Source organism: Pedobacter roseus, from assembly GCF_014395225.1.
Taxonomy (GTDB): domain Bacteria; phylum Bacteroidota; class Bacteroidia; order Sphingobacteriales; family Sphingobacteriaceae; genus Pedobacter; species Pedobacter roseus.
This window is the reverse complement of the sequence record NZ_CP060723.1, coordinates 2,889,482-2,909,002: the sequence shown is the minus strand read 5'-3', so window position 1 is coordinate 2,909,002 and position 19,521 is coordinate 2,889,482. Positions and strand designations below refer to the sequence as shown.

Here is a 19,521-nt window from a genome sequence, read left to right as displayed (position 1 = left end):
TATTTATTTCAATACGGCTACTATTTTATTGTAAGCAGCCGTTTGGTAACGGTGGCTACCGGGAATACTATCGATGACCACATTTTTTTGATTGATATTTTTTAGAGGTTTATCGGTTTCCTCTTCTCCATAAAAACAGAATATGGGAATGTTTATTTTTTTTATTTCGAGATCTACCTTATAGGGATAATTATCGCCCGAGAGATTGGCAAGGTCACCAAAACGCACTTTAAAAGCACTGGTAGCATAAGGCGAAAGCATTTGTAAAGCTTTAACATGCCTTTTGGCACGGTAAGGGAGTCTGCTGTAAATAAATGGTATTACGTCGGCGCCAAAAGAATAACCACATAAATAAATCTGGCGGGTTTTATACTTAAAAGCGTATTTGCGGATCAGTTGAACAACATCACGCTCGGTCTGTTCTGGTGTTTTCTGTTCCCAGAAATAATCCCGCGAATTTATCCCGATAGTATAAAAGCCGTTTTCGGCAAACTTTAAAGAGAGCTCATCTTCAAATTTTATCCAGCCGCCATCGCCTGACAGGAAAATAAGCAGTTTTTTTGCCTGCGTATCTTTAGCTGGATATAAAAAAACAGGAAGATTAAATTCTTTACCTTCAATGGCATTGTTTTCGTGCACCCTGGCGCGCTTAAACAAAGCACAACCACTTAAAGTGCTTACCAATAAAAGTAAAAAACCTATTTTTCTCATCTTTATAAAAATGTAAAACCCAGCATAAATGAGAGTCCATGCGGATTGATATCCAGATCATTCGTACTCATTTTGTAACCTTTTAATCCAACTGCCAAAAAAGTATTTAATTTAGGCGTAATACTGTATTTAGCGCCTAAACCGGTATATACGTAAAAACCTTCTTCGCTTACCTTACTTTTAATATCAGGTGTAGGATCTTCAGCAATGTCGTATTTATTAAAAGAAATACCCAGCGAAGTTTCTACATAAGGCCTGATTTTTTTGGTGGTTTTAAAGTTATATTTTAAGTTACCGTATATGGGCAAAAACTTTAATTTGTACAATACGTAACCATTATCGTGATGGATAGGGGTGGTGGCATATTCAATCCCAAAACCAGGCTCCAAACCATTGGAAAACAAGTAATTTACTTTTAACGAAGGAGCATAAAAAAGATTACTATGGGTAGACCTCAACAGCTCAAAAGCAGGCGAAACCGAAAATGTTCCGGTGTTGGTTTTGTCTTGTGCAAAGGAAAGAAAGGGAAGAATGAGCAATAAATTGCCAAAGAGTATTTTTTTGAGTGTCATTGTTTCTAAAATGTTACGGTAAACATAATAAAAAGCTTTGATTGGTCAATAGTTGATTGTTTGGTTAAGCGGTTAATCGTTTAAATTGGTTAATCGACTAAATTGGTTGATGTTCATAGACAGATTTTAGTAAGATAGGTCGTCACTCCCGCGCAGGCGGGAAACTTAAGGCTATTGCTATAAACCTAAAGCTAAAATGCACTTCAACTCCGCTCAGGGTGGCATTTCGTGTGAAAAATCGACTTTATTTATTAATCGTATAATAGACTCAGGACTCAAAACTGAAGACTCCAGACCAAAACTAAACAGGTAGCGTAAAACAAAAAGTACTTCCCTGGTCAGTGCTTTGCTCAACCCAGATTTTTCCACCATGCCTTTCAATAATTTCGCGGCAAACATATAGGCCTATACCAAAACCTGCAATGAGGTTATTGTTCTGTCCGCGGTAGAATCGGTCAAAAAGTTTTGAAATTTCTTCCTGTGGAATACCTGTACCTTCATCGCTAACACTAATTTTTAGCTGATCGCCTTCAATTATTGTCGATATCCTAACCTGACTGCCCAGGTTCGAATATTTTACGGCATTACCAATCAGGTTATTAATTACCTGTGCCAGCTTACCCATATCACCATTAATGTTTACAGGTGCTGATTCGGGAAATACAAAGCGGTGCTGGCTGTACAGCATCCGGGTTTCTTCTGCAATTTCCTGTAAAAATGTGGCAAAATCAAAAGGCTCTTTCTCGATAAACATTTTTCCCGATTCCAATCGCGCAAGATTTAAAAAGCCGTTGATCATGTTTGTCATCCGGCGGCTCTGTTTAATCGATTGTCCCAATATCTTTTTTGTCATTGGGTCTTCTTGAGCCGGATTGCTTTTTTCCATTAATTGGAGATAAGCGGTTAAAGAGGTGAGCGGTGTTTTAAGTTCGTGACTTACCATGCCGATAAAATCATTTTTACGCTGCTCATTTTGTTTGATTTCGGTAATGTCGCGGGTAGTACCTGCTACGGCTTCAACTTCGCCTTTATCATTCAGTATCGGAGTGAAAATATAGTCGTAAACCCGTTTTCCAAGTACTGCATGAGGAAAGGAAACTTCACCGCGAATGGCTGTTTTAGTGGTACGCACATGATCTATCTCCCGCTCGTGCATTTCGGCATGCCAGGGTTCATATCCATTTTGGAGCAGACCTTTTCCAATGGCATCATCCCAGCTTTTGCCCCACATCGAAAGGAGCGCCTCGTTAGCATAAATAAAATTATATTGAAGATCAAAAACATACATCAGGTCGGGCGTGCTGTTTGCAATGGTTTCATAAACCCGTTTTTGCTGGTCGGTACGTTTCTTAGCCAGTTTAAGCGCCTCTTCGGCACGCTTGGTTTCGGTAATGTCGCTGGCGGCACCAAACCACTCGCGCACATTTCCTTTATGATCCAGAATCGGTACCGCGCGCGATAGTGTCCAGCCAATGCTGCCATCGGCCCGGAGCACCCGGTGTTCGAGCTGAAAAATTTTATTGTCTCTTCTTGCTTCTTCAACAGCTGTTTTAACCTGATCATGATCAAGCGGATGGATGTATTTAGCGATCCAGTCTGCCAACGGTTCGTTGGTGTCGGCTAGAAAATCCCTTCCTTCCAATTGTTTCATCTCGCGCCAATCGGCACTCATAATATACACGATATCAGAAATGGCCGTTATTAGCGCCCTAAAACGTTCTTCGTTTGCAGCTATTGCTTTTTTACTGACATACTTATCTTCAGTTGCACTGTTCATATTATTGGAAGGGAATTAATCTCAACACTAAATTACTTTTAAAAGCTGATTTTCAAAAAAACTAATCCGTGAATGGCAATTATTTCCATTAACAGATGAATGCGCTAAAAATAAATATTTTAAGAAGTTATCGTACTGGATAACAATATTTCATAATTAGCTATTTAATAGGCTTAAACGTGATTTTTTGACTATTTGTTTGATTAGATTTACTTCATTTTTATTTTTTTTAGATTTTTTTGGAAAAAGGATGCAACACTATTGTACATGCTGCGACTAGAGAATAGAAACGTATTAGAAAGATAAATTAAAAGCTCAACATTGCGCACTGCTGAACAGATAACCGATCAGGAATTAATTGTACTCTGCCTTGAGGGCAGTGATGCAGGCTATACCGGACTTTATAACCGGTATGCCAGAAATATCTATAACTCGATCAGCCGGATTGTGAGTCATACGGGGGAGGCAGAGGACATCCTGCAGGATATTTTTTGTACCGTGTTCAGCGATATAAGCAAATTAAAAGGGGTGCTCAGTTTCGAGGCCTGGGTACGGCGGATGGCCATTAACCGCTCTATTTCCCATTTAAGGAAAAGAAAAATAATGTTTTCTGATCTTGGTGACATGGATGTGGAAGATGCGGGAGGAAACGATAGCGATGATATGGAGATTTTTGATTGCAGGGTAGAGGATGTGAAAAAAAGCATCGAAGACCTTTCATCAGGTTATAAGACGATTTTAAACCTGTATGTTTTTGAAAAAATGACACATGAAGAAATTGCGGTAATGCTCGGACTTTCGGCCAGTACGGTGAGGACGCAGTACCACCGGGCAAAAAAACGTGTTTTATTATCACTAAAAGACAAATGTTATTATGAATGATCAGATAAAGGATTTTGTGGAACAGCACCGGGAGGAATTCGATCATCTCGAAGCACCGGCCTTTGATATGGACCGCTTTAAGCGGATGCAGGTTCAGCCTGAACAGCCAAAGGCAAAAACGGTCAGGTTATTTAACAGCAAATGGCTGGTTGCGGCATCGGTGGTGCTGGTAGCGGCTACTGCATGGCTTTTTTTTTACCCGCAAACGCAAGTAGAAAGAACTTCATACTCGAAAGGGAGTACTGCTACTTTACCAATCAGGCCTGAAGGAAAAACAAATAAGGCTTTAAATGAGCAAAATACTCCGGTTCAAACTGCAAAGGTTAAATCAGATCAGCCTGAAACCATAAAGGAAAAGCCAAAATACACCAGCCAGGGTGGAGAGTATGCGGAGTTAAAGGACAGTAGTTCGGCCAGTGTGAGGTTGCTGGCGATATTAAAAATCGAAAAGAGCAACAAAATTAATAACCGCACGCTGGATATGTTATCGAAAACGCTTAATCATGATGGAAACACCAATGTACGTTTGGCTGCGCTAAATGTATTGCAAAAATACAGCACTGATAAATATGCCTCTTCGTTGCTTATCAGTTCGTTGAACAAGCAAGACGACCCAATGGTGCAGCTCGGTTTGGTTAGCTTTTTAGGAAAAATGAAAAATGCAGAAATTGGCGAAAAACTTTATGCACTGGCCAATAATCCTGAAACATTTGCAGCAGTACGTGATGAGGCCTATAGTGCCTTATTAAATCAAGACAAATTATAAAAAAATAAAACAACAATAAAATTATGAAAAAGCAATTTATCGTTCTTTTTTCTCTGCTTGCCATTGCTGTATCCGCATCGGCACAGAAAGAATACAAATTAAACAAAAATTCAGGGCAGCTCAACCTGAATATCCCAGGCGCCATAGTAGAAGGTTACAGCGGAAATGAAATTATATTTTCGATCCCTAAAGGAGAAAAGGAAGAGGTAGATGAGCGTGCAAAAGGCTTACGTGCCATCAGCGGATCGGGTTTTACCGATAATACAGGTTTGGGGATAGATGTTTCTGAAAAAGGAGCCGAAATCAATGTAAATGTAGTAAACAGGGAGATCAAAGGCATATTAACCATTAAAGTGCCTCAGAATATCAAGATTGTTTTTACTAACAAAAGCAATGTATACCAGAACGAAATCATCCTGAAAAACCTGAAAAGTGAAATAGAGGTTTCTACCAGCTACAACAAAATCAAACTCGAAAATAACAGTGGTCCGATGAATATTAAAACACTTTATGGTTCGGTAGATGCCATTTTTACAGAAGCCATTAAAGGTCCGGTATCTATTGTTTCAGTATATGGTTATGTAGATGTATCGCTTCCTGCCAATACAAAAGCAAACGTAGAACTGGGCACCAGTTATGGCAAGCTTTACGCTGCGGAAGGTTTAAAAATCGCAATCGATAAAACTGAAAAAGCAGATCGCAGTGGCTTTACTTCGATAGGTGGAAGCGAGAATGTTGGTCAGGTAACTTCGGTACGCACAGGCCAGTCAGTAAGTACGTTAACTACAGTAAATGGCGATGGAGCTGTTTTTGGATACAGTACAGGCAGCCGTAGTTCTGAAAACATTAAGGGCAAGATTAATGGTGGTGGTGCTGATCTGATCTTAACCTCACGTTACAAAAATGTATACCTGAGAGAGAAATAATAGCGCTCTTTAGGTTTCTCTTTTCATCTGCCTAAAACCGCTTATCTGAGGCAAAGGCAATAAAGCATTTTTTTATGAAAACAATATTATATTGGCTTTTTATGGCCATGGTGCCGGGTATTGCCCTTTCGCAAACCAAAATCAATAAATCTTATCCCGTGAAAAAGGGTGATGTAGTGGCACTCCATTTTGATTATCCCAAGGTTGTACATGTTTCGAGCTGGGATAAAAATGAAATTGGTATAGAAGCTACGGTAAAGATTAATGATGGTGAAAGCGACTCGGCTTTTACCCTCGAGGAAAGTAGCGCTGATGGAACGATTACCATCAAAAATAAACTCGATATGGATAGAATTCCTGATGCTTATTATGTAAAGGAGAACGGCATTAAAACACGCTTAAACTCGAAAGCTGATCTTGATGCTTACATCAAAGAAAAAGGAGGTGCCAAAATATCGAGCTACCAAACGAAGGATATTGAAATTACGATCAACATTAAACTTCCGGCCGGGATCAGCACCGAGGTAAGTTCTGTTTATGGTATTGTGGAGATTAAGGATTTTAAGGGACCTATAAAAGTTGATGCAAGGTATGGTGGGATTGATGCGAGTATTAACCAAAGTGCCATCGGTAAAATTAAACTCACCAACCGTTATGGAAAGATTTACACCGATATGGTGCTTAAACCAACAGAAATGAAAGAGGAAAATTTCTTTACTTCTTTAACGGCAGCGCCAGGTGTTGGTCCGAGTTATGATTTAAGTTCATCTTATGGTAATATTTATTTAAGAAACCAGTAGGGATGGAAGATGGGGAAGCGGTTAGTGTTTGGCGATAGGAGCTAATCAATCGCTTCATCCCTTTTTGTCATTCTGAATGCAATGAAGAATCTTTTTTCATAAAGGAATTAAAATCATTAAGAGAAATACAGAGTGCAATCGCTCGTTCCGTCATTTCTCCAGCAGTGGAGAGATCTATGAGTTTATTTAGCTCAAAGATTTCTCCATTTGTTTTTAGCCACAGATTCACAGAAAACACGGAGAATTTTATTCTAATTCTTCAGCCAAATTCGTCATCCCTCGTTCCGTCATCTCGACCGTAGCGGAGAGATCTATGAGTTAAATTTTAATGGAGAAGCATCCGGTAGTTTTTTTATCATTAAGAAGTTAAGGACATTAAGGGGAATTGTAAATAGTAATCGCTCGTTCCGTCATCTCTTTAGCTCGTTCCGTCATCTCGACCGTAGTGGAGAGATCTATGAGTTTATTTAGCTCAAAGATTTCTCCATTTGTTTTTAGCCACAGATTCACAGAAAACATGGAGAATTTTATTCTAAATTCTTCAGCCAAATTTGTCATCCCTCGTTCCGTCTCGACCGTAGTGGAGAGATCTGTGAGAATCGTTATTCCCACGTGCTCCCGGAATTAGGATTCTTTTATCCAAATCTGAGATGATGACAATTCGCCTTTACACTCCCTTTCTCGGTGCGCTCTGTTGTGTGCCCGGCGGTATAAAAGCTAGCTTATCCTCCAAACTTACGCACACGATAAATCAGCGAAAGCATAAAATATCGCCCTAAACGGTTTACCTGCCTGTCCACAATCACATTGTCGAACACATCCCTCGAGATACCCGAATTCTGATCAAAAAGATCGAATCCTTCAACACGGATAGCAGCCATATCGTTCTTCATAAACTTATATTCCATGGATAAACGCAGCAATGTTGGATTGCGTACTGCACCATTATCGAAACCGGAGTTAACCTGTTTGGTAAAATCATAACCTAAAGTAAGGTCTTTGAAAAAGTAGTTACGGCCTTCTATGCCACACTCAAAGCGGTTCGATTGGCGGTCTGCAAAACTATCGCTCGAGTAATTGGTGAGGTTTTGTGAGTAAGAGGTTTCTACCTGAAAATTGACAATATCTTTTAAATCTACCCGAAACTCCAGTTCCTGGCGCCACGATAAGTTTTGCGCTTCAATCCGGCTGTCATCTGTAAAAGTAATGTTATTGTTCAGCTGTCCGGAACCCGAATAGCCAATGGTGAATTTCCGCTCTGCAGAAAGCGGTTTGCTAATGTTATAATCGCCCTGAAGGGTGTAATAACCATCCGCATTAATGTAGCTGGTAAGCTGGTTAACCGTTCCGGGCACACGCTGTTTTGTGGTTACAATCCTGTCGTTTGTACGCTCATATTTAAAATTCGCCTGGATGACTTTCCCTGCGTTCCAATCGGCCTGTTTGTAATGCGCATTAAGACTTTGGATAAATTCGGGCTTCAGGTTTGGGTTTCCAGTAACTACATTCTGCAGGTTCGAATTATCTGATATCGGCTGCAACTGTAAAAAGCCAGGTTGGTTGTTCCGTCCCCAATAATTGATGTCGAATGATTCCTGGTTAGAAAATTTATATGAGAAACGGCCCGAAGGAATAAAGTTAAAAGTACGGTTAACCGTTTGGATGTTGTTACTCAGGTTTTCTCCACGTAATATGGCCGGTTGTACATTAAGGCCGAGGGTATAGTTGAGTTTCTCGCCAATGTAACGGTAATTTAAGCCGACTTTATTAGTAATAAACTGATAATCGTAAACATTACTCAGGTTGGGATTAAATACCTGATTGCCACCTGCCACATCATAAGCATCACGCGAATTGTTTGTTGATGAACGGTTCCAGTTATAGTTTACCTCCAGAAAAGTCTTTTTCCAGATCGGTTCCATGTACGAAACACCTGCATTTAATCCGAAATTTCGGCTATCCTGGTTGTTCAGCTGGTTTTGTAAAACCGAATCTGCCGCATTATTGTGCGTATTGATGTACTTGTTATATACATCCTTATAATTTTCCCCGTTTGAATAGTTGATGCTTCCCCATGAAGTAATATTACGGCCCTTTTTCTCAAATTTATGATTAAAAAAGAAATTAGTCCGTGCATTGATATTTTTAGATGTATTAAAGTTTGTACTCTGCCTGTTGGTAGCAAGCGTATCCTGAGTGATCTCCGAGCCCCCCGCACTGTTTCCGCTATTGTTGCTGTAAGAGAAATTCGGCGAAATCTTCAGGTAGTTCATCGTATCAATTTTGTATTCCAGGTTGCCTCCAAACCAATGGTTATTATTATTACTTCTGCTATTGCTGTTGGCATTTTCTAGCCGGTTTATGGGATTTTGACCTGCATCCTGTAAAACACTCTGTGTATAGGTAGAGCTGATGGTATTGTTTTTATTGTTGTTAAAATTGTAGGCCGCATCAGCTGAGAGTTTAGTGCTGAACTCATTTTTGTAGTTCAAACCTAAGGCATTTCTGGTATTGATGCCGTCGCCACCGCCGCCACGCATATTGGCATTGGCCGATGTGCCGTCAAAAGAAAATTGCCGTTCGCCTTTCATGCTGTTTCCCCTAATGCTGGTGTTGTAACGGTCTGAATTGCCAACCCCTGCTGATGCACGGGCAAAATATCCTTTCTTTTTATCTTCTTCAATGGTCAGGTTCAGTACCTTTTCCGGTTCTCCGGTTTTAATACCGGTGAGTTTTGCCTGATCGCCATAATCGTCGATGAACTGTAGGTTTTTGATGATATCGGCAGGCAGGTTTTTAATTGCTGTTGCTACATCAGTTCCAAAAAAATCCTTTCCATTTACACGTATTTTGGTTACAGGTGCGCCCTGACTGGTTACATTACCATCTTTATCTACCTTGATGCCCGGTAGTTTTTTCAGCACTTCATCTACCGCATCACCATCTCTTACAGGAAAAGCCTTTGCGTTAAAACTCACCGTATCTTCTGTTACTTTTACTGGTGGAACACCTGAAATTACCACACCATCGAGCGTATTGGAAGAAGGCTTAAGTTTAATGTCGGTAATATTCAGTAGTGCACCTTTTTCGATAAGGTATTGTTTAATAAAAGTATCGTAGCCGATAAATGCAGCAGAAAGGGTAAATTGCTTAGACCTGATTTTACTCAAAATAAAGGTGCCATCTGGATTGGCTGAAGTCCCAACACTATCGTTGCCTGATTTTATCCGCACCACCGCACCAGGCAGCGGCAAGCCTGCAGCATCCAGAACAATACCTTTTACAGTATAATTCTGTGCGTAACTGTTTATAAAAATACCCGCTAAGAGCAGGAGTAAGCAAAACGATTTAGTAAATACCCTCATGAATTATTTGTGTGTGCCATAAAAATACGGAGCAGTTAGCTAATCGCATGGAGCGTAATCAACATGTTACCAATGAAGTATGGTGTAAGATATGTAATGGAAGATGGCTTATGGGGAGCCGGGAGTTTGAAGTCCATAGTGCTAAGTCTGGAGTCCAAAGTCAATTAACATTGAACCAGTTTGGAATTTGGAGTTGAGAGTTAGTTAACCGATTAACCAGTCCATAGTCCAGAGTCTGGAGTCCAAAGTCAATTAACAATGAACCAGTGTGGAGTTGAAAGTCAGTTAACCGATTTCAACAATTAACCGATTAACCGGTTTAACTAACAAACTAATCGTATTTTTACCATAATGAAGATTGTATTTTTTTCTGCCAAGCCCTACGACAGGCAATTTTTTGAGGATTGTAATAAACGTTATGATTTTGAACTGGAATTTTGGGAAACCCATTTAGGCCCTCACATTGCCGATGCCATACAACCGGGCACAGATGCTGTTTGTGTATTTGTAAACGATAAATTAACTGCTGAGGTGATTGCCGTACTGGCGCAAAAAGGAGTAAAGATTATTGCACTGCGTTGTGCAGGTTTCAATAACGTAGATCTGGAAGCCGCAAAGCGGTACAATATCCGCGTTTGCCGTGTTCCGGCTTATTCGCCACAGGCCGTTGCTGAACATGCTGCGGCAATGTTGCTTACGCTAAACCGTAAAACACATAAAGCTTATAACCGGGTACGCGAGCAGAATTTTTCGCTTTCCGGCTTAATGGGCTTCAATCTTTTTGGTAAAACAGTAGGGGTAATCGGCACCGGTAAAATTGGGGCAGCTTTTTGTAAAATCATGCTGGGCTTTGGTTGTCAGGTACTGGCTTACGATCCTTTCGAGAATGAACAATTACAAAATGCAGGGGTAAAATACCTTCCTTTTCATGAAGTAATTAAAGATGCAGATATCATTTCACTGCACTGTCCGCTTACACCAGAGAACCATTACTTGGTCGGGGCTGCCAGTTTATCTTCGATGAAAAAGGGAGTTACATTAATCAATACGAGTCGTGGGGATTGATCCACACACGCGAAGTAATTGATGCACTAAAAACGGGGCAGGTTGCGGCATTGGGCATTGATGTATATGAGCAGGAAGAAAAACTGTTTTTTAAAGACCTTTCTACCAGTATTATCGGGGATGACGATATTCAGCGGTTGATCAGTTTCCCGAACGTATTAGTTACGGGACATCAGGCCTTTTTTACTCAGGAAGCATTAACTGAAATCGCTGAATCAACCCTGGGGACGGTTAAAGCTTTGTTAGCAGGTGATGGGGCAGAGAAGGCTGCAGTATTGGTATAAGCGGGTGGCGTTGGGCGTATGGCGCCTTGATTGATGGTTTATAGATTACATCATCATCTATAAACCATCAACTACTTGAACATAATGTTATGCCCTCTGCACTTTCCTCTATGTTATTACGCGTAATATGAAGTATTCAGGTTAATATTCTTCTTCTCCGCTTCCTCTATTGGCGCGTAGTTAGAAAGAATTAATGCCTCGCCCTTTTTAACACATACATCATGCTCGAAATGCACTGAAGGACTGCCATCTGCAGTTCTGATTGTCCAGCCATCATCATCCAGGAACACTTCTTTTTTACCCATATTAATCATCGGTTCGATAGCCATTACCAGATTTTCTCTCAATAACATACCCGTGCCTTTACGGCCATAGTTAGGCACTTGCGGATCTTCGTGCATGTCTCTTCCCAAACCATGGCCAACAAGATCTCTCACCACACCATAACCTTGTTTTTCATTATAGTTTTGAATGGCATAACCGATATCGCCTAAACGTTTACCTACTACCGCTTCCTTAATCCCTACAAAAAGTGACTCTTTTGTGGTTTTAACAAGATTTAATATTTCTTGTGATACTTCACCGATGATAAAAGTATATGCATGGTCGCCGTGGAATCCGTTTTTAATGGTACCCACGTCTACGGAAATGATATCGCCATCTACCAGTTCATAATCGCTCGGAAAACCGTGTACCACCACGTCATTTACCGAAGTAATGATATGAAAAGGAAAGCCATTATAATTATAAAAAGATGGAACAGCACCATTATCGAGTATAAACTCATTGGCCAGTTTATCAATCTGTAGTGTAGTAATTCCCGGTTTGATTATTTTGGCAACCTCTGCCAGTGTATCGCTTACCAGTAGTGCGCTGATCTGCATCAACTCTACTTCTTCATTGCTTTTGTATAAAATCATTGCTGCAAATTTACAAAAAGATGCGTGTAAGAGGAAATGATGAAGATTAGATTGTTTGATTGCTGAAAGGTTGGAAGTTATGTAAAATTTGAGATGTAAAATGGATGATGGAAGCTAAATTGTGCTTATTGTTGCAAGGTTGGAAAGTTGCAATGTTGGAAGTGATGTAAAATGTGAGATGTAAAATGGATGATGGAAGCAAATTGGCGCTTGATTGTTGAAGGTTGGAAAGTTGCAATGTTGGAAGTGATGTAAACTCAGGTGCTTTTAGGTGGCTTAGGTGGTGAAAAATGATGTAAGATGTGAGACGGGAAATGGAATATGGATGATGGAAATGAAAACCGTTAAGCCTTATATCCCTTATATGGTAAAAAAAATACTTAGCTTTATTACGCTGACATGGAAAATATCCTTCATCCTCCCGTTATATTTGAAAAATAAATAACACCATTACATGCCAGCTACACCTATAAAAATACAACGTTCCAATATCGATTTTCTAGTACAATTAAAAAAGAACAATAACCGCGAATGGTTTAACGAACGAAAAACCGAATTTCTTGCTGAACAGGCTAATATCGAAAACTTTGCTTCCGCTTTACTAACCGAATTAAATCTTCATGATGTAATCGAAACCCTATCCGGTAAAAAAAGCCTCTACCGCATTTACCGCGATACCCGCTTTTCAACCGATAAAACTCCCTATAAAACCCATTGGAGCGGTAGTTTCAAACGCGCGGGCAAAAGCAGGCGTGGTGGTTATTATTTCCACATCGAGAAAGGAAATACATTTGTAGGCGGCGGATTCTGGGGACCTTCGCCAGCCGACCTGAAACTCATCAGAGATGATATTGCCTTTGATGCACAGCCCCTGCGCGATATCATGAACGATAAAATTTTTATATCTTCCTTTGGCAGCTTAGCAGGAGAACAACTTAAAACCACACCCAAAGGCTTCGAGGCCGATCATCCCGATATCGATCTTTTACGTTTTAAACAATTTTTATTGGTGAAGAAATTTGATGACGAAACAGTATTAAGCGATAATTTCGTCCAGCAAATGGGGCAGGCTTTTAAAGATATGCGTCCATTTTTCGATTACATGAGCAGTGTGTTAAGTGGCGATGCAAATGGAGAATAGCGCATATTGCATTTACTCCTGAACCGAAACTAATAATTGCTTCGCGAACAATCATCCGCGAAGCAATTTGATATAATACCCCTTCTTAATGTCCTTAATTCCTTAATGGTAAAAATCGAATTCAGACTAAACTTTAAGGCTCATACCGCCATCCATAACAATTTCTGCTCCTGTAATAAATGTGGCAGCATCACCGCAGAAAAAAGTAACCATTTTAGCCACATCTTCTGCTTTTCCAATTTTTTTAAGCGGAATACGATCAATCATCCACTGGTTAAGTGCGGCTAACTGTTCCTCATCCAGCCCTTTTTTATTCATAATTTCTGTAGCAGTTGGCCCCGGACTAACGCTATTCACGCGAATCTGCTTTGGCGCCAGTTCTACTGCCGCAATACGCATAATTGAATTTAATGCGGCTTTGCTCGACGAATAAATTGAAGTATTTGGAAAATCCATGCTGGCCGTATTTGATGATAGGAATACAACAGATCCACCATCATTTAAGAGAGGAATAAACTTACTCAACGTAAAATAGGCACCTTTAAAGTTCACATCCATAATGGTGTCAAAGGTTTTTTCAGTAGCATCTGCTATACTGCTCTGTTCTACCACACCTGCATTAATAAATAGGATATCAATTTTTCCAAAGGTTTTTTGTACTTCCCTTGCTAGTCCTTCAATTGCGTTAACCTGGCTCTGGTCTGCTATTAAACCCTTAACACCAAGTTCTGCAGCAGCCTTTTCAACAGCATCTTTTCTTCTTCCGGTAATGATCACCTCAGCACCTTGTTCTTTTAATACTTTTGCGGTAGCATAACCAATTCCGCTATTTCCGCCGGTTACCAGCGCTTTTTTTCCTTCTAAATTATTCATGATAAAAAAAATAAATTAACGATGCAAAAATACCGTTATATTGGTATACTTTTGTAAGTAGTATCACAGAGTATACCAGTTATGGAAACAGAAAAAAGAAATCAGATCGCTGCCGAAATATTGTCTAATCCCCGCAACCAGCAGGAAGAAATACAGGCCTTACAGGATACGCTTTATGTGCTTGGAGGCAAATGGAAACTTCCGATTATCAATTCCATCTGTAATGGCAATAAAAGGTTCAGGGATATTGAAAGAAGTATACCTGGCATTACCACGAGGATGCTTTCAAAAGAATTAAAAGAAATGACGGCCAATCAACTGATCAAAAGAACTGTTATAGATGATACTCCGGTAAGCATCGAATATACTTCTACTGATTATTGCAGGTCTTTTGGGGATATCATCCTCGAAATGATCAAATGGGGAAAGCAACACAGGCAAAAGTTGAAAGAAGGGTAGGTTTTTAGGTTAATCGGTTAATTGTTTAAACCGGTTAATCGACGCTGAACGCTAAACGCCAGACTCCCGACTCCAGACTAGTTTATCGGTTAATCGACTATGGACTCCAGACTCCAGACTTAGGACTATGGACTCCAGACTACCTTCCGACGCCTACCAAAACTAAACACAGAAACATAAAACTTAAGCTGAAATAAAAGGTTGTAGCTATATACCTTAAACAGCTTATCCCATGAAAAAAAATGAAACCATTGGCGATCCTAAATTCGCAACTAAAACAACGGCACAAGATGCGCCTGCTTTAAACGGATTATTTAAAGATGCCATCGCCGATTTATATTGGGCAGAAAATCACCTGGTAAAAGCATTACCTAAAATGATTTCGGCCGCTACTGCCCCCGAACTTAAAAATGCAATAGAATCACATCTCGAAGAAACTAAAGTCCATGTTACCAGGCTAGAGCAGGTATTCGAACTTTTAGGTGAGAAAGCCATCGCCAAAAAATGCGATGCCATGGAGGGAATTACCAAAGAAGCCGAAGGAATTGTAGAAGAAACAGAACCAGGTACCGCCACGCGTGATGTAGGTATTATCCTCGCTTCGCAAAAAGTAGAACATTACGAAATTGCAAGTTATGGCGGACTTTATCAGTTAGCTACCACACTTGGCCTAACTGATATTGCCGATATTTTAGCGCAAACACTTGCCGAAGAAAAACTGGCCGACAGCAAATTGACCGATATAGCAGAAAACGAAATTAATTACAAAGCAGCTGAAGAAGCTTAAAAGGAATAAAAAAAAATGGCTAAGAAAACATCAGATAAAAAAAATGCACTGCCACAGCAGGAAAACGATAAGACCAAAAAACTCGAATCGTTTATAGCCGACGCCAGCGGTGAGTTAATGACCACCAACCACGGGCTAAAAATTAACGACGATCAAAATTCTTTAAAAGCAGGCGAAAGGGGAGCAACCTTATTGGAAGATTTTATTCTCCGCGAAAAAATCACCCACTTCGATCACGAACGCATACCCGAAAGAATTGTACATGCCAGGGGCTCTGCCGCTCATGGCGTATTTAAAGTGTACGAAGATATGTCTGAACTGACGCGTGCTGCTTTTCTTTGTGATCCAGGTGCCGAAACCCCTGTTTTTGTACGGTTCTCTACGGTTGCAGGCTCACGCGGATCATCAGATTTAGCCCGTGACGTGCGCGGTTTTGCGGTGAAATTTTATACCCAGGAAGGTAATTTCGACTTGGTGGGTAACAATATGCCGGTATTCTTTATTCAGGATGCACTTAAATTTCCTGATCTGATCCATGCTGTAAAACCCGAACCAGATAACGAAATGCCGCAGGCAGCTTCGGCACACGATACTTTTTGGGATTTTATTTCCCAGATGCCAGAATCAGCGCACATGGTGATGTGGGCGATGAGTGACAGGGCTTTGCCGAGAAGTTACCGCATGATGGAAGGTTTTGGTGTACATACTTTCAGGTTTGTAAATGCTAAAGGTGAAGCAAATTTTGTTAAATTCCATTGGAAACCCCTCCTTGGCGTGCATGCTGTAGCATGGGATGAAGCGCAGACGATTTCCGGTAAAGATCCGGATTTTCACCGTCGCGATTTATGGGATGCCATCGAGGCCGGTGCTTTTCCTGAATGGGAATTGGGGGTGCAGGTTGTTCCGGAAGCCGATGAGTTTAAATTCGAATTCGATCTTCTGGATCCAACTAAACTGATTCCGGAAGAATTAGTTCCTGTACAACGGATTGGCAAAATGACGCTAAACCGCAATCCCGATAATTTTTTCGCCGAAACCGAGCAGGTTGCTTTCCACGTTGGGCATGTGGTTCCGGGAATTGATTTTACCAATGATCCTTTATTGCAGGGCAGGTTATTCTCTTATACCGATACGCAGTTAATCCGTTTAGGTGGACCAAATTTCCATGAAATTCCGATTAACCGGCCTGTGGTTCCTGTACACAATAACCAACGCGATGGCTACATGCGCCAAACCATTAACAGGGGTAAAACCAGTTATGGACCAAATGCCATTGCAAATAATGATCCTCAACAGGTTAAAGCTGCTGATGGCGGATTTACCAGTTATAATGAAAGGATCGATGCGAGGAAAATAAGGGCCAGGAGCAGAAGCTTTTTCGACCATTTTTCGCAGGCCAGGTTGTTTTTTAACAGTCAGAGTGAAGCCGAGAAAAACCACATTGTTGATGCTTTAAGCTTCGAGCTGGGTAAAGTTAAAGCGGTGGAGATTAGAGAGCGGATGCTTGCTGTGTTGGTACAGATTGATAAAAAACTTGCTGCTGAAGTAGCTTTTGCCCTTGGTCTGCATATTCCAAAAATTCCGTTGGAAGATTTGAACAACAGTATTCCGGCAGATGGGGATCGCGCTGATTATGCGTCCTCAAATCCAGAGGGAAGTTTGGCAAAATCTGAAGCTTTAAGCATGGCCGGTACCATAAAGGACAATATTAAAACCAGAAAAGTAGCCATTTTGGCTGCTGATGGAGTAGATGGTGCTTCATTAAGCAAAGTTAAAGATACACTGATTGCCGAAGGTGCAGTAGTACATATTATTGCGCCTAAATTAGGACAGATCATTTCGAAAGAAGATCAGCAGATTACTCCCGATGAAAGCTTTTTAACGGCTGCATCAGTATTGTATGATGCGGTTTATGTACCAGGCGGTGGCAATTCGGTAGCAACATTAGAAGCCGAAGCCAATGCGGTCCATTTTTTAAACGAAGCTTTTAAACATTGTAAAGCCATTGCTGCAGACGAAGAGGCACTTCAGGTATTGGAATCGACTTATTTTTTCAAAAAGTTACCTGCAGAATATTCAGAAGAAACAGTATTGCGTGAGGGTGTAATGGTAGGCAAAGATTTAAAAACACTTACCGCTACCTTTATCAGAATGATTGCGCAGCACCGTTTTTGGGACAGGGAAAATCCAAGAAAAATTCCTGCCTAATTATAGTTCAATCCATAAAATGATCAGCGGAGCTAACCTTCCGCTGATCTAATCCCAAAATTACTATGGAAAATCAATCAGATCAGAATATTATCCCTCAACAATATACAGGCACCAGTATGGATGCTTTGGAAGAGCGGATTAGCGCTTCAACAGAAGAGGCCATAACGCTTTTTAACCGCACTGCTACTAAACTTTTATCCATAAACGATTGGGGCAAATATGCAGGGATGTCTGCTTTTCAGTTGATGGATCCTCACGGTATTAAAGCCGAAAGAGCAGCTGAAGAAGGAGATTTTATCCGTATCGATATACCAGGTCCTGGTACACATACTGGAAAAGGATACGATTGGGTGCGTATTCAGGAAATAAAAAGTATTAATGAGGGCGAATGCCAGATTTTGGCAATTATTGTGAGGCCATGCGCCCATCCGCTTGAAAAAGAAGGTAAAACAGCACATTTCTTAAAAGATACCGCAACCTCTACTTTTATCGTTAAAAGAAATGGTGTACGCATCACCGCCGAGGAACATGGACGCAATGAGGTACCCAATACCGAAACAGGAAGTGTGTATGATAAAGGAAGAAACTTCATAGTAGGCATGGCTGGTAAACTTGGCCTTTCATACCCACAATGGAAAAGCCTTGTTAAAGGCTTATTAAAAGATTAAGTATCTTCGATATGCGCCTGTAGCATCTCAATCCCGACTTCATTTCCTTGTATTGCGGCAAGCTCAACAGCACGCTTTCCGGTATGGTCTACAATGGTAGGGTCTGCACCATGTTCAAGCAACAGCCGTAACACTTCATTCCGGCCAAACATTGCGGCAAACATTAACGCTGTTCCGCCATTTCCGTGCTGAAGATTTAAACTGGCTCCATTTTCCACGAGCAATTTTGCAATAGGCAAATAACCCTTAAAACTGGCCCCCATTAAGGCCGTATTTCCACCAAAATCTGCTGCATCAATCGCTGCGCCGGCATCAATTAAAATCTTTGCTGCTTCAGGCTGGTTATTGTAGCAGGCAATAATTAAAGGCGTATAACCTTTATCGTCGCGGTGGTTTAAATCAACACCTCTCTTAATCAGTTCATTTATTACATCCAGTTCGCCTAGTCGGGCAGCAGGTATAATCAGTTCATTTATATTCTCCATGTTGCTATAACCCTTGTTATGGTTTAAAGTTTTAAGAACAGGATTAATCTGCGTTAAAAATTTATTATTTTTTTAAAACAAATTTAATTCTGCCACGTTTAATGTATAGTTTGTTTGGTTAGTTTTATCGGTGGATGCCTATAAAACATCATTATATAGCCTCATAGTAATATGGGGCTTTCTCATTTTCTGAGTTTCTGGATGCCTTTTCTTATTCATTCCAAAATTTCTGCCTTTCTTTATTTTTTTTACAAAGGTTGTAAGATAATCTAAACTATTCTTCCCAAAGCACTGTTGTTACTTTAAATATCTACAATATATATTATGGAAAATCAAGAAAAAACAGTGGAAGTATTAAACGATCTTATTCAGATTAATAACGACAGAGCAGATGGCTTTGATAAAGCCAGTGCAGATTTAAAAGACGAAAACATCGACTTAAAAGCAACATTTGATAAATTTTCTTCAGATAGCAGGGCCAATGTAACTGAACTTGCTGGTTTAGTTGGCAGAAATGGCGAAAATCCTGATACTGGAAATACCATCTTAGGAAGTTTACACCGTGCATGGATCGACATTAAAGCTAGCTTTGGTGGTGATGACAGACACAGTATTTTAGCAGAATGCGAACGTGGTGAGGATGCCATTAAAAAAGCTTACCGTGATGCGCTTCAGGAAAACGAATTGGGAGAAAACATCAGAGAGGTGTTATTAAAACAACAATCAGCTATCAATACCAGCCATGATGCCATTAAAGCATTAAGAGATGCGCACGCTTCATTGTAAGCTAAATAAATAAAATAATAAAAAGCCGTGCTGATTTACAATC

Annotated in this window: 19 protein-coding genes; 12 read left to right on the top strand and 7 right to left on the bottom strand. The window is 40.4% G+C overall.

The features are described from left to right. Positions 1-3 precede the first annotated feature (3 nt). The 3 genes from H9L23_RS12090 to H9L23_RS12080 all read right to left on the bottom strand — a co-directional run bounded on the left by H9L23_RS12090 (position 4) and on the right by H9L23_RS12080 (position 3,060). Complete coding sequence (locus tag H9L23_RS12090) at positions 4-711, bottom strand: AcvB/VirJ family lysyl-phosphatidylglycerol hydrolase (RefSeq protein ID WP_187595192.1); 708 nt, start codon at positions 709-711, stop codon at positions 4-6. Between the two features lie 2 nt (positions 712-713). Beyond that, the gene (locus tag H9L23_RS12085; RefSeq protein WP_187595191.1) at positions 714-1,283 is read right to left on the bottom strand and encodes an outer membrane beta-barrel protein; all 570 of its coding nucleotides are present in this window, start codon (positions 1,281-1,283) and stop codon (positions 714-716) included. Between the two features lie 301 nt (positions 1,284-1,584). Further along, positions 1,585-3,060, bottom strand: coding sequence for a PAS domain-containing sensor histidine kinase (locus tag H9L23_RS12080; protein WP_187595190.1), 1,476 nt, complete (start codon positions 3,058-3,060; stop codon positions 1,585-1,587). Positions 3,061-3,381: 321 nt separating this feature from the next. On the opposite strand from H9L23_RS12080, the gene H9L23_RS12075 reads away from it, so the two are divergent. From H9L23_RS12075 to H9L23_RS12060, 4 genes are all read left to right on the top strand, one after another. Beyond that, positions 3,382-3,942, top strand: a complete 561-nt coding sequence (locus H9L23_RS12075; RefSeq protein WP_187595189.1) for an RNA polymerase sigma factor — start codon at positions 3,382-3,384, stop codon at positions 3,940-3,942. Beyond that, a complete protein-coding gene (locus tag H9L23_RS12070) occupies positions 3,935-4,708 on the top strand; it encodes a HEAT repeat domain-containing protein (protein ID WP_187595188.1) in 774 nt (257 codons plus the stop codon). The genes H9L23_RS12075 and H9L23_RS12070 overlap by 8 nt, the downstream gene beginning before the upstream one ends. A gap of 23 nt (positions 4,709-4,731) precedes the next feature. Next, complete coding sequence (locus H9L23_RS12065) at positions 4,732-5,634, top strand: DUF4097 family beta strand repeat-containing protein (protein ID WP_187595187.1); 903 nt, start codon at positions 4,732-4,734, stop codon at positions 5,632-5,634. 74 nt (positions 5,635-5,708) lie between these two features. Continuing rightward, on the top strand, positions 5,709-6,434 hold the full coding sequence (locus H9L23_RS12060) for a hypothetical protein (RefSeq protein WP_187595186.1): 726 nt from the start codon (positions 5,709-5,711) through the stop codon (positions 6,432-6,434). A 722-nt stretch (positions 6,435-7,156) separates the two neighbouring features. Here H9L23_RS12060 and H9L23_RS12055 read toward each other — a convergent pair. Continuing rightward, the gene (locus H9L23_RS12055) at positions 7,157-9,799 is read right to left on the bottom strand and encodes an outer membrane beta-barrel protein (protein ID WP_187595185.1); all 2,643 of its coding nucleotides are present in this window, start codon (positions 9,797-9,799) and stop codon (positions 7,157-7,159) included. A gap of 351 nt (positions 9,800-10,150) precedes the next feature. Between H9L23_RS12055 and H9L23_RS12050 the strand changes: the two genes are divergently transcribed. Both H9L23_RS12050 and H9L23_RS27090 read left to right on the top strand, forming a co-directional pair. After that, positions 10,151-10,864 (top strand): 2-hydroxyacid dehydrogenase, encoded by a 714-nt coding sequence (locus tag H9L23_RS12050; RefSeq protein ID WP_394355248.1) that lies wholly within the window; start codon positions 10,151-10,153, stop codon positions 10,862-10,864. Beyond that, the gene (locus H9L23_RS27090; protein ID WP_394355247.1) at positions 10,861-11,148 is read left to right on the top strand and encodes an NAD(P)-dependent oxidoreductase; all 288 of its coding nucleotides are present in this window, start codon (positions 10,861-10,863) and stop codon (positions 11,146-11,148) included. Before H9L23_RS12050 ends, H9L23_RS27090 begins: the two co-directional genes overlap by 4 nt. Before the next feature lie 116 nt (positions 11,149-11,264). Here the strand turns inward: H9L23_RS27090 and map are convergent, their stop codons facing one another. Next, complete coding sequence (gene map / locus H9L23_RS12045) at positions 11,265-12,068, bottom strand: type I methionyl aminopeptidase (RefSeq protein ID WP_187595184.1); 804 nt, start codon at positions 12,066-12,068, stop codon at positions 11,265-11,267. 454 nt (positions 12,069-12,522) lie between these two features. On the opposite strand from map, the gene H9L23_RS12040 reads away from it, so the two are divergent. Then, positions 12,523-13,209 (top strand): DUF2461 domain-containing protein, encoded by a 687-nt coding sequence (locus H9L23_RS12040; protein WP_187595183.1) that lies wholly within the window; start codon positions 12,523-12,525, stop codon positions 13,207-13,209. Between the two features lie 126 nt (positions 13,210-13,335). Here the strand turns inward: H9L23_RS12040 and H9L23_RS12035 are convergent, their stop codons facing one another. Next, positions 13,336-14,082, bottom strand: coding sequence for an SDR family oxidoreductase (locus H9L23_RS12035; protein ID WP_187595182.1), 747 nt, complete (start codon positions 14,080-14,082; stop codon positions 13,336-13,338). Between the two features lie 81 nt (positions 14,083-14,163). Here H9L23_RS12035 and H9L23_RS12030 point away from each other — a divergent pair, with 81 nt between their 5' ends. From H9L23_RS12030 to H9L23_RS12015, 4 genes are all read left to right on the top strand, one after another. Beyond that, positions 14,164-14,541, top strand: a complete 378-nt coding sequence (locus H9L23_RS12030) for a winged helix-turn-helix transcriptional regulator (RefSeq protein WP_187595181.1) — start codon at positions 14,164-14,166, stop codon at positions 14,539-14,541. Between the two features lie 232 nt (positions 14,542-14,773). Beyond that, positions 14,774-15,328: a YciE/YciF ferroxidase family protein gene (locus H9L23_RS12025; protein ID WP_187595180.1), complete on the top strand. Its 555-nt coding sequence runs from the start codon at positions 14,774-14,776 to the stop codon at positions 15,326-15,328. 15 nt (positions 15,329-15,343) lie between these two features. Further along, positions 15,344-17,536, top strand: a complete 2,193-nt coding sequence (locus tag H9L23_RS12020) for a catalase (RefSeq protein WP_187595179.1) — start codon at positions 15,344-15,346, stop codon at positions 17,534-17,536. 65 nt (positions 17,537-17,601) lie between these two features. After that, on the top strand, positions 17,602-18,207 hold the full coding sequence (locus H9L23_RS12015; protein ID WP_246474924.1) for a hypothetical protein: 606 nt from the start codon (positions 17,602-17,604) through the stop codon (positions 18,205-18,207). Here H9L23_RS12015 and H9L23_RS12010 read toward each other — a convergent pair. After that, positions 18,204-18,692 (bottom strand): ankyrin repeat domain-containing protein, encoded by a 489-nt coding sequence (locus tag H9L23_RS12010; RefSeq protein ID WP_187595178.1) that lies wholly within the window; start codon positions 18,690-18,692, stop codon positions 18,204-18,206. The two genes, H9L23_RS12015 and H9L23_RS12010, sit on opposite strands and share 4 nt — an antisense overlap. Before the next feature lie 324 nt (positions 18,693-19,016). Between H9L23_RS12010 and H9L23_RS12005 the strand changes: the two genes are divergently transcribed. Next, on the top strand, positions 19,017-19,478 hold the full coding sequence (locus H9L23_RS12005; RefSeq protein WP_187595177.1) for a PA2169 family four-helix-bundle protein: 462 nt from the start codon (positions 19,017-19,019) through the stop codon (positions 19,476-19,478). Positions 19,479-19,521 lie beyond the last annotated feature (43 nt).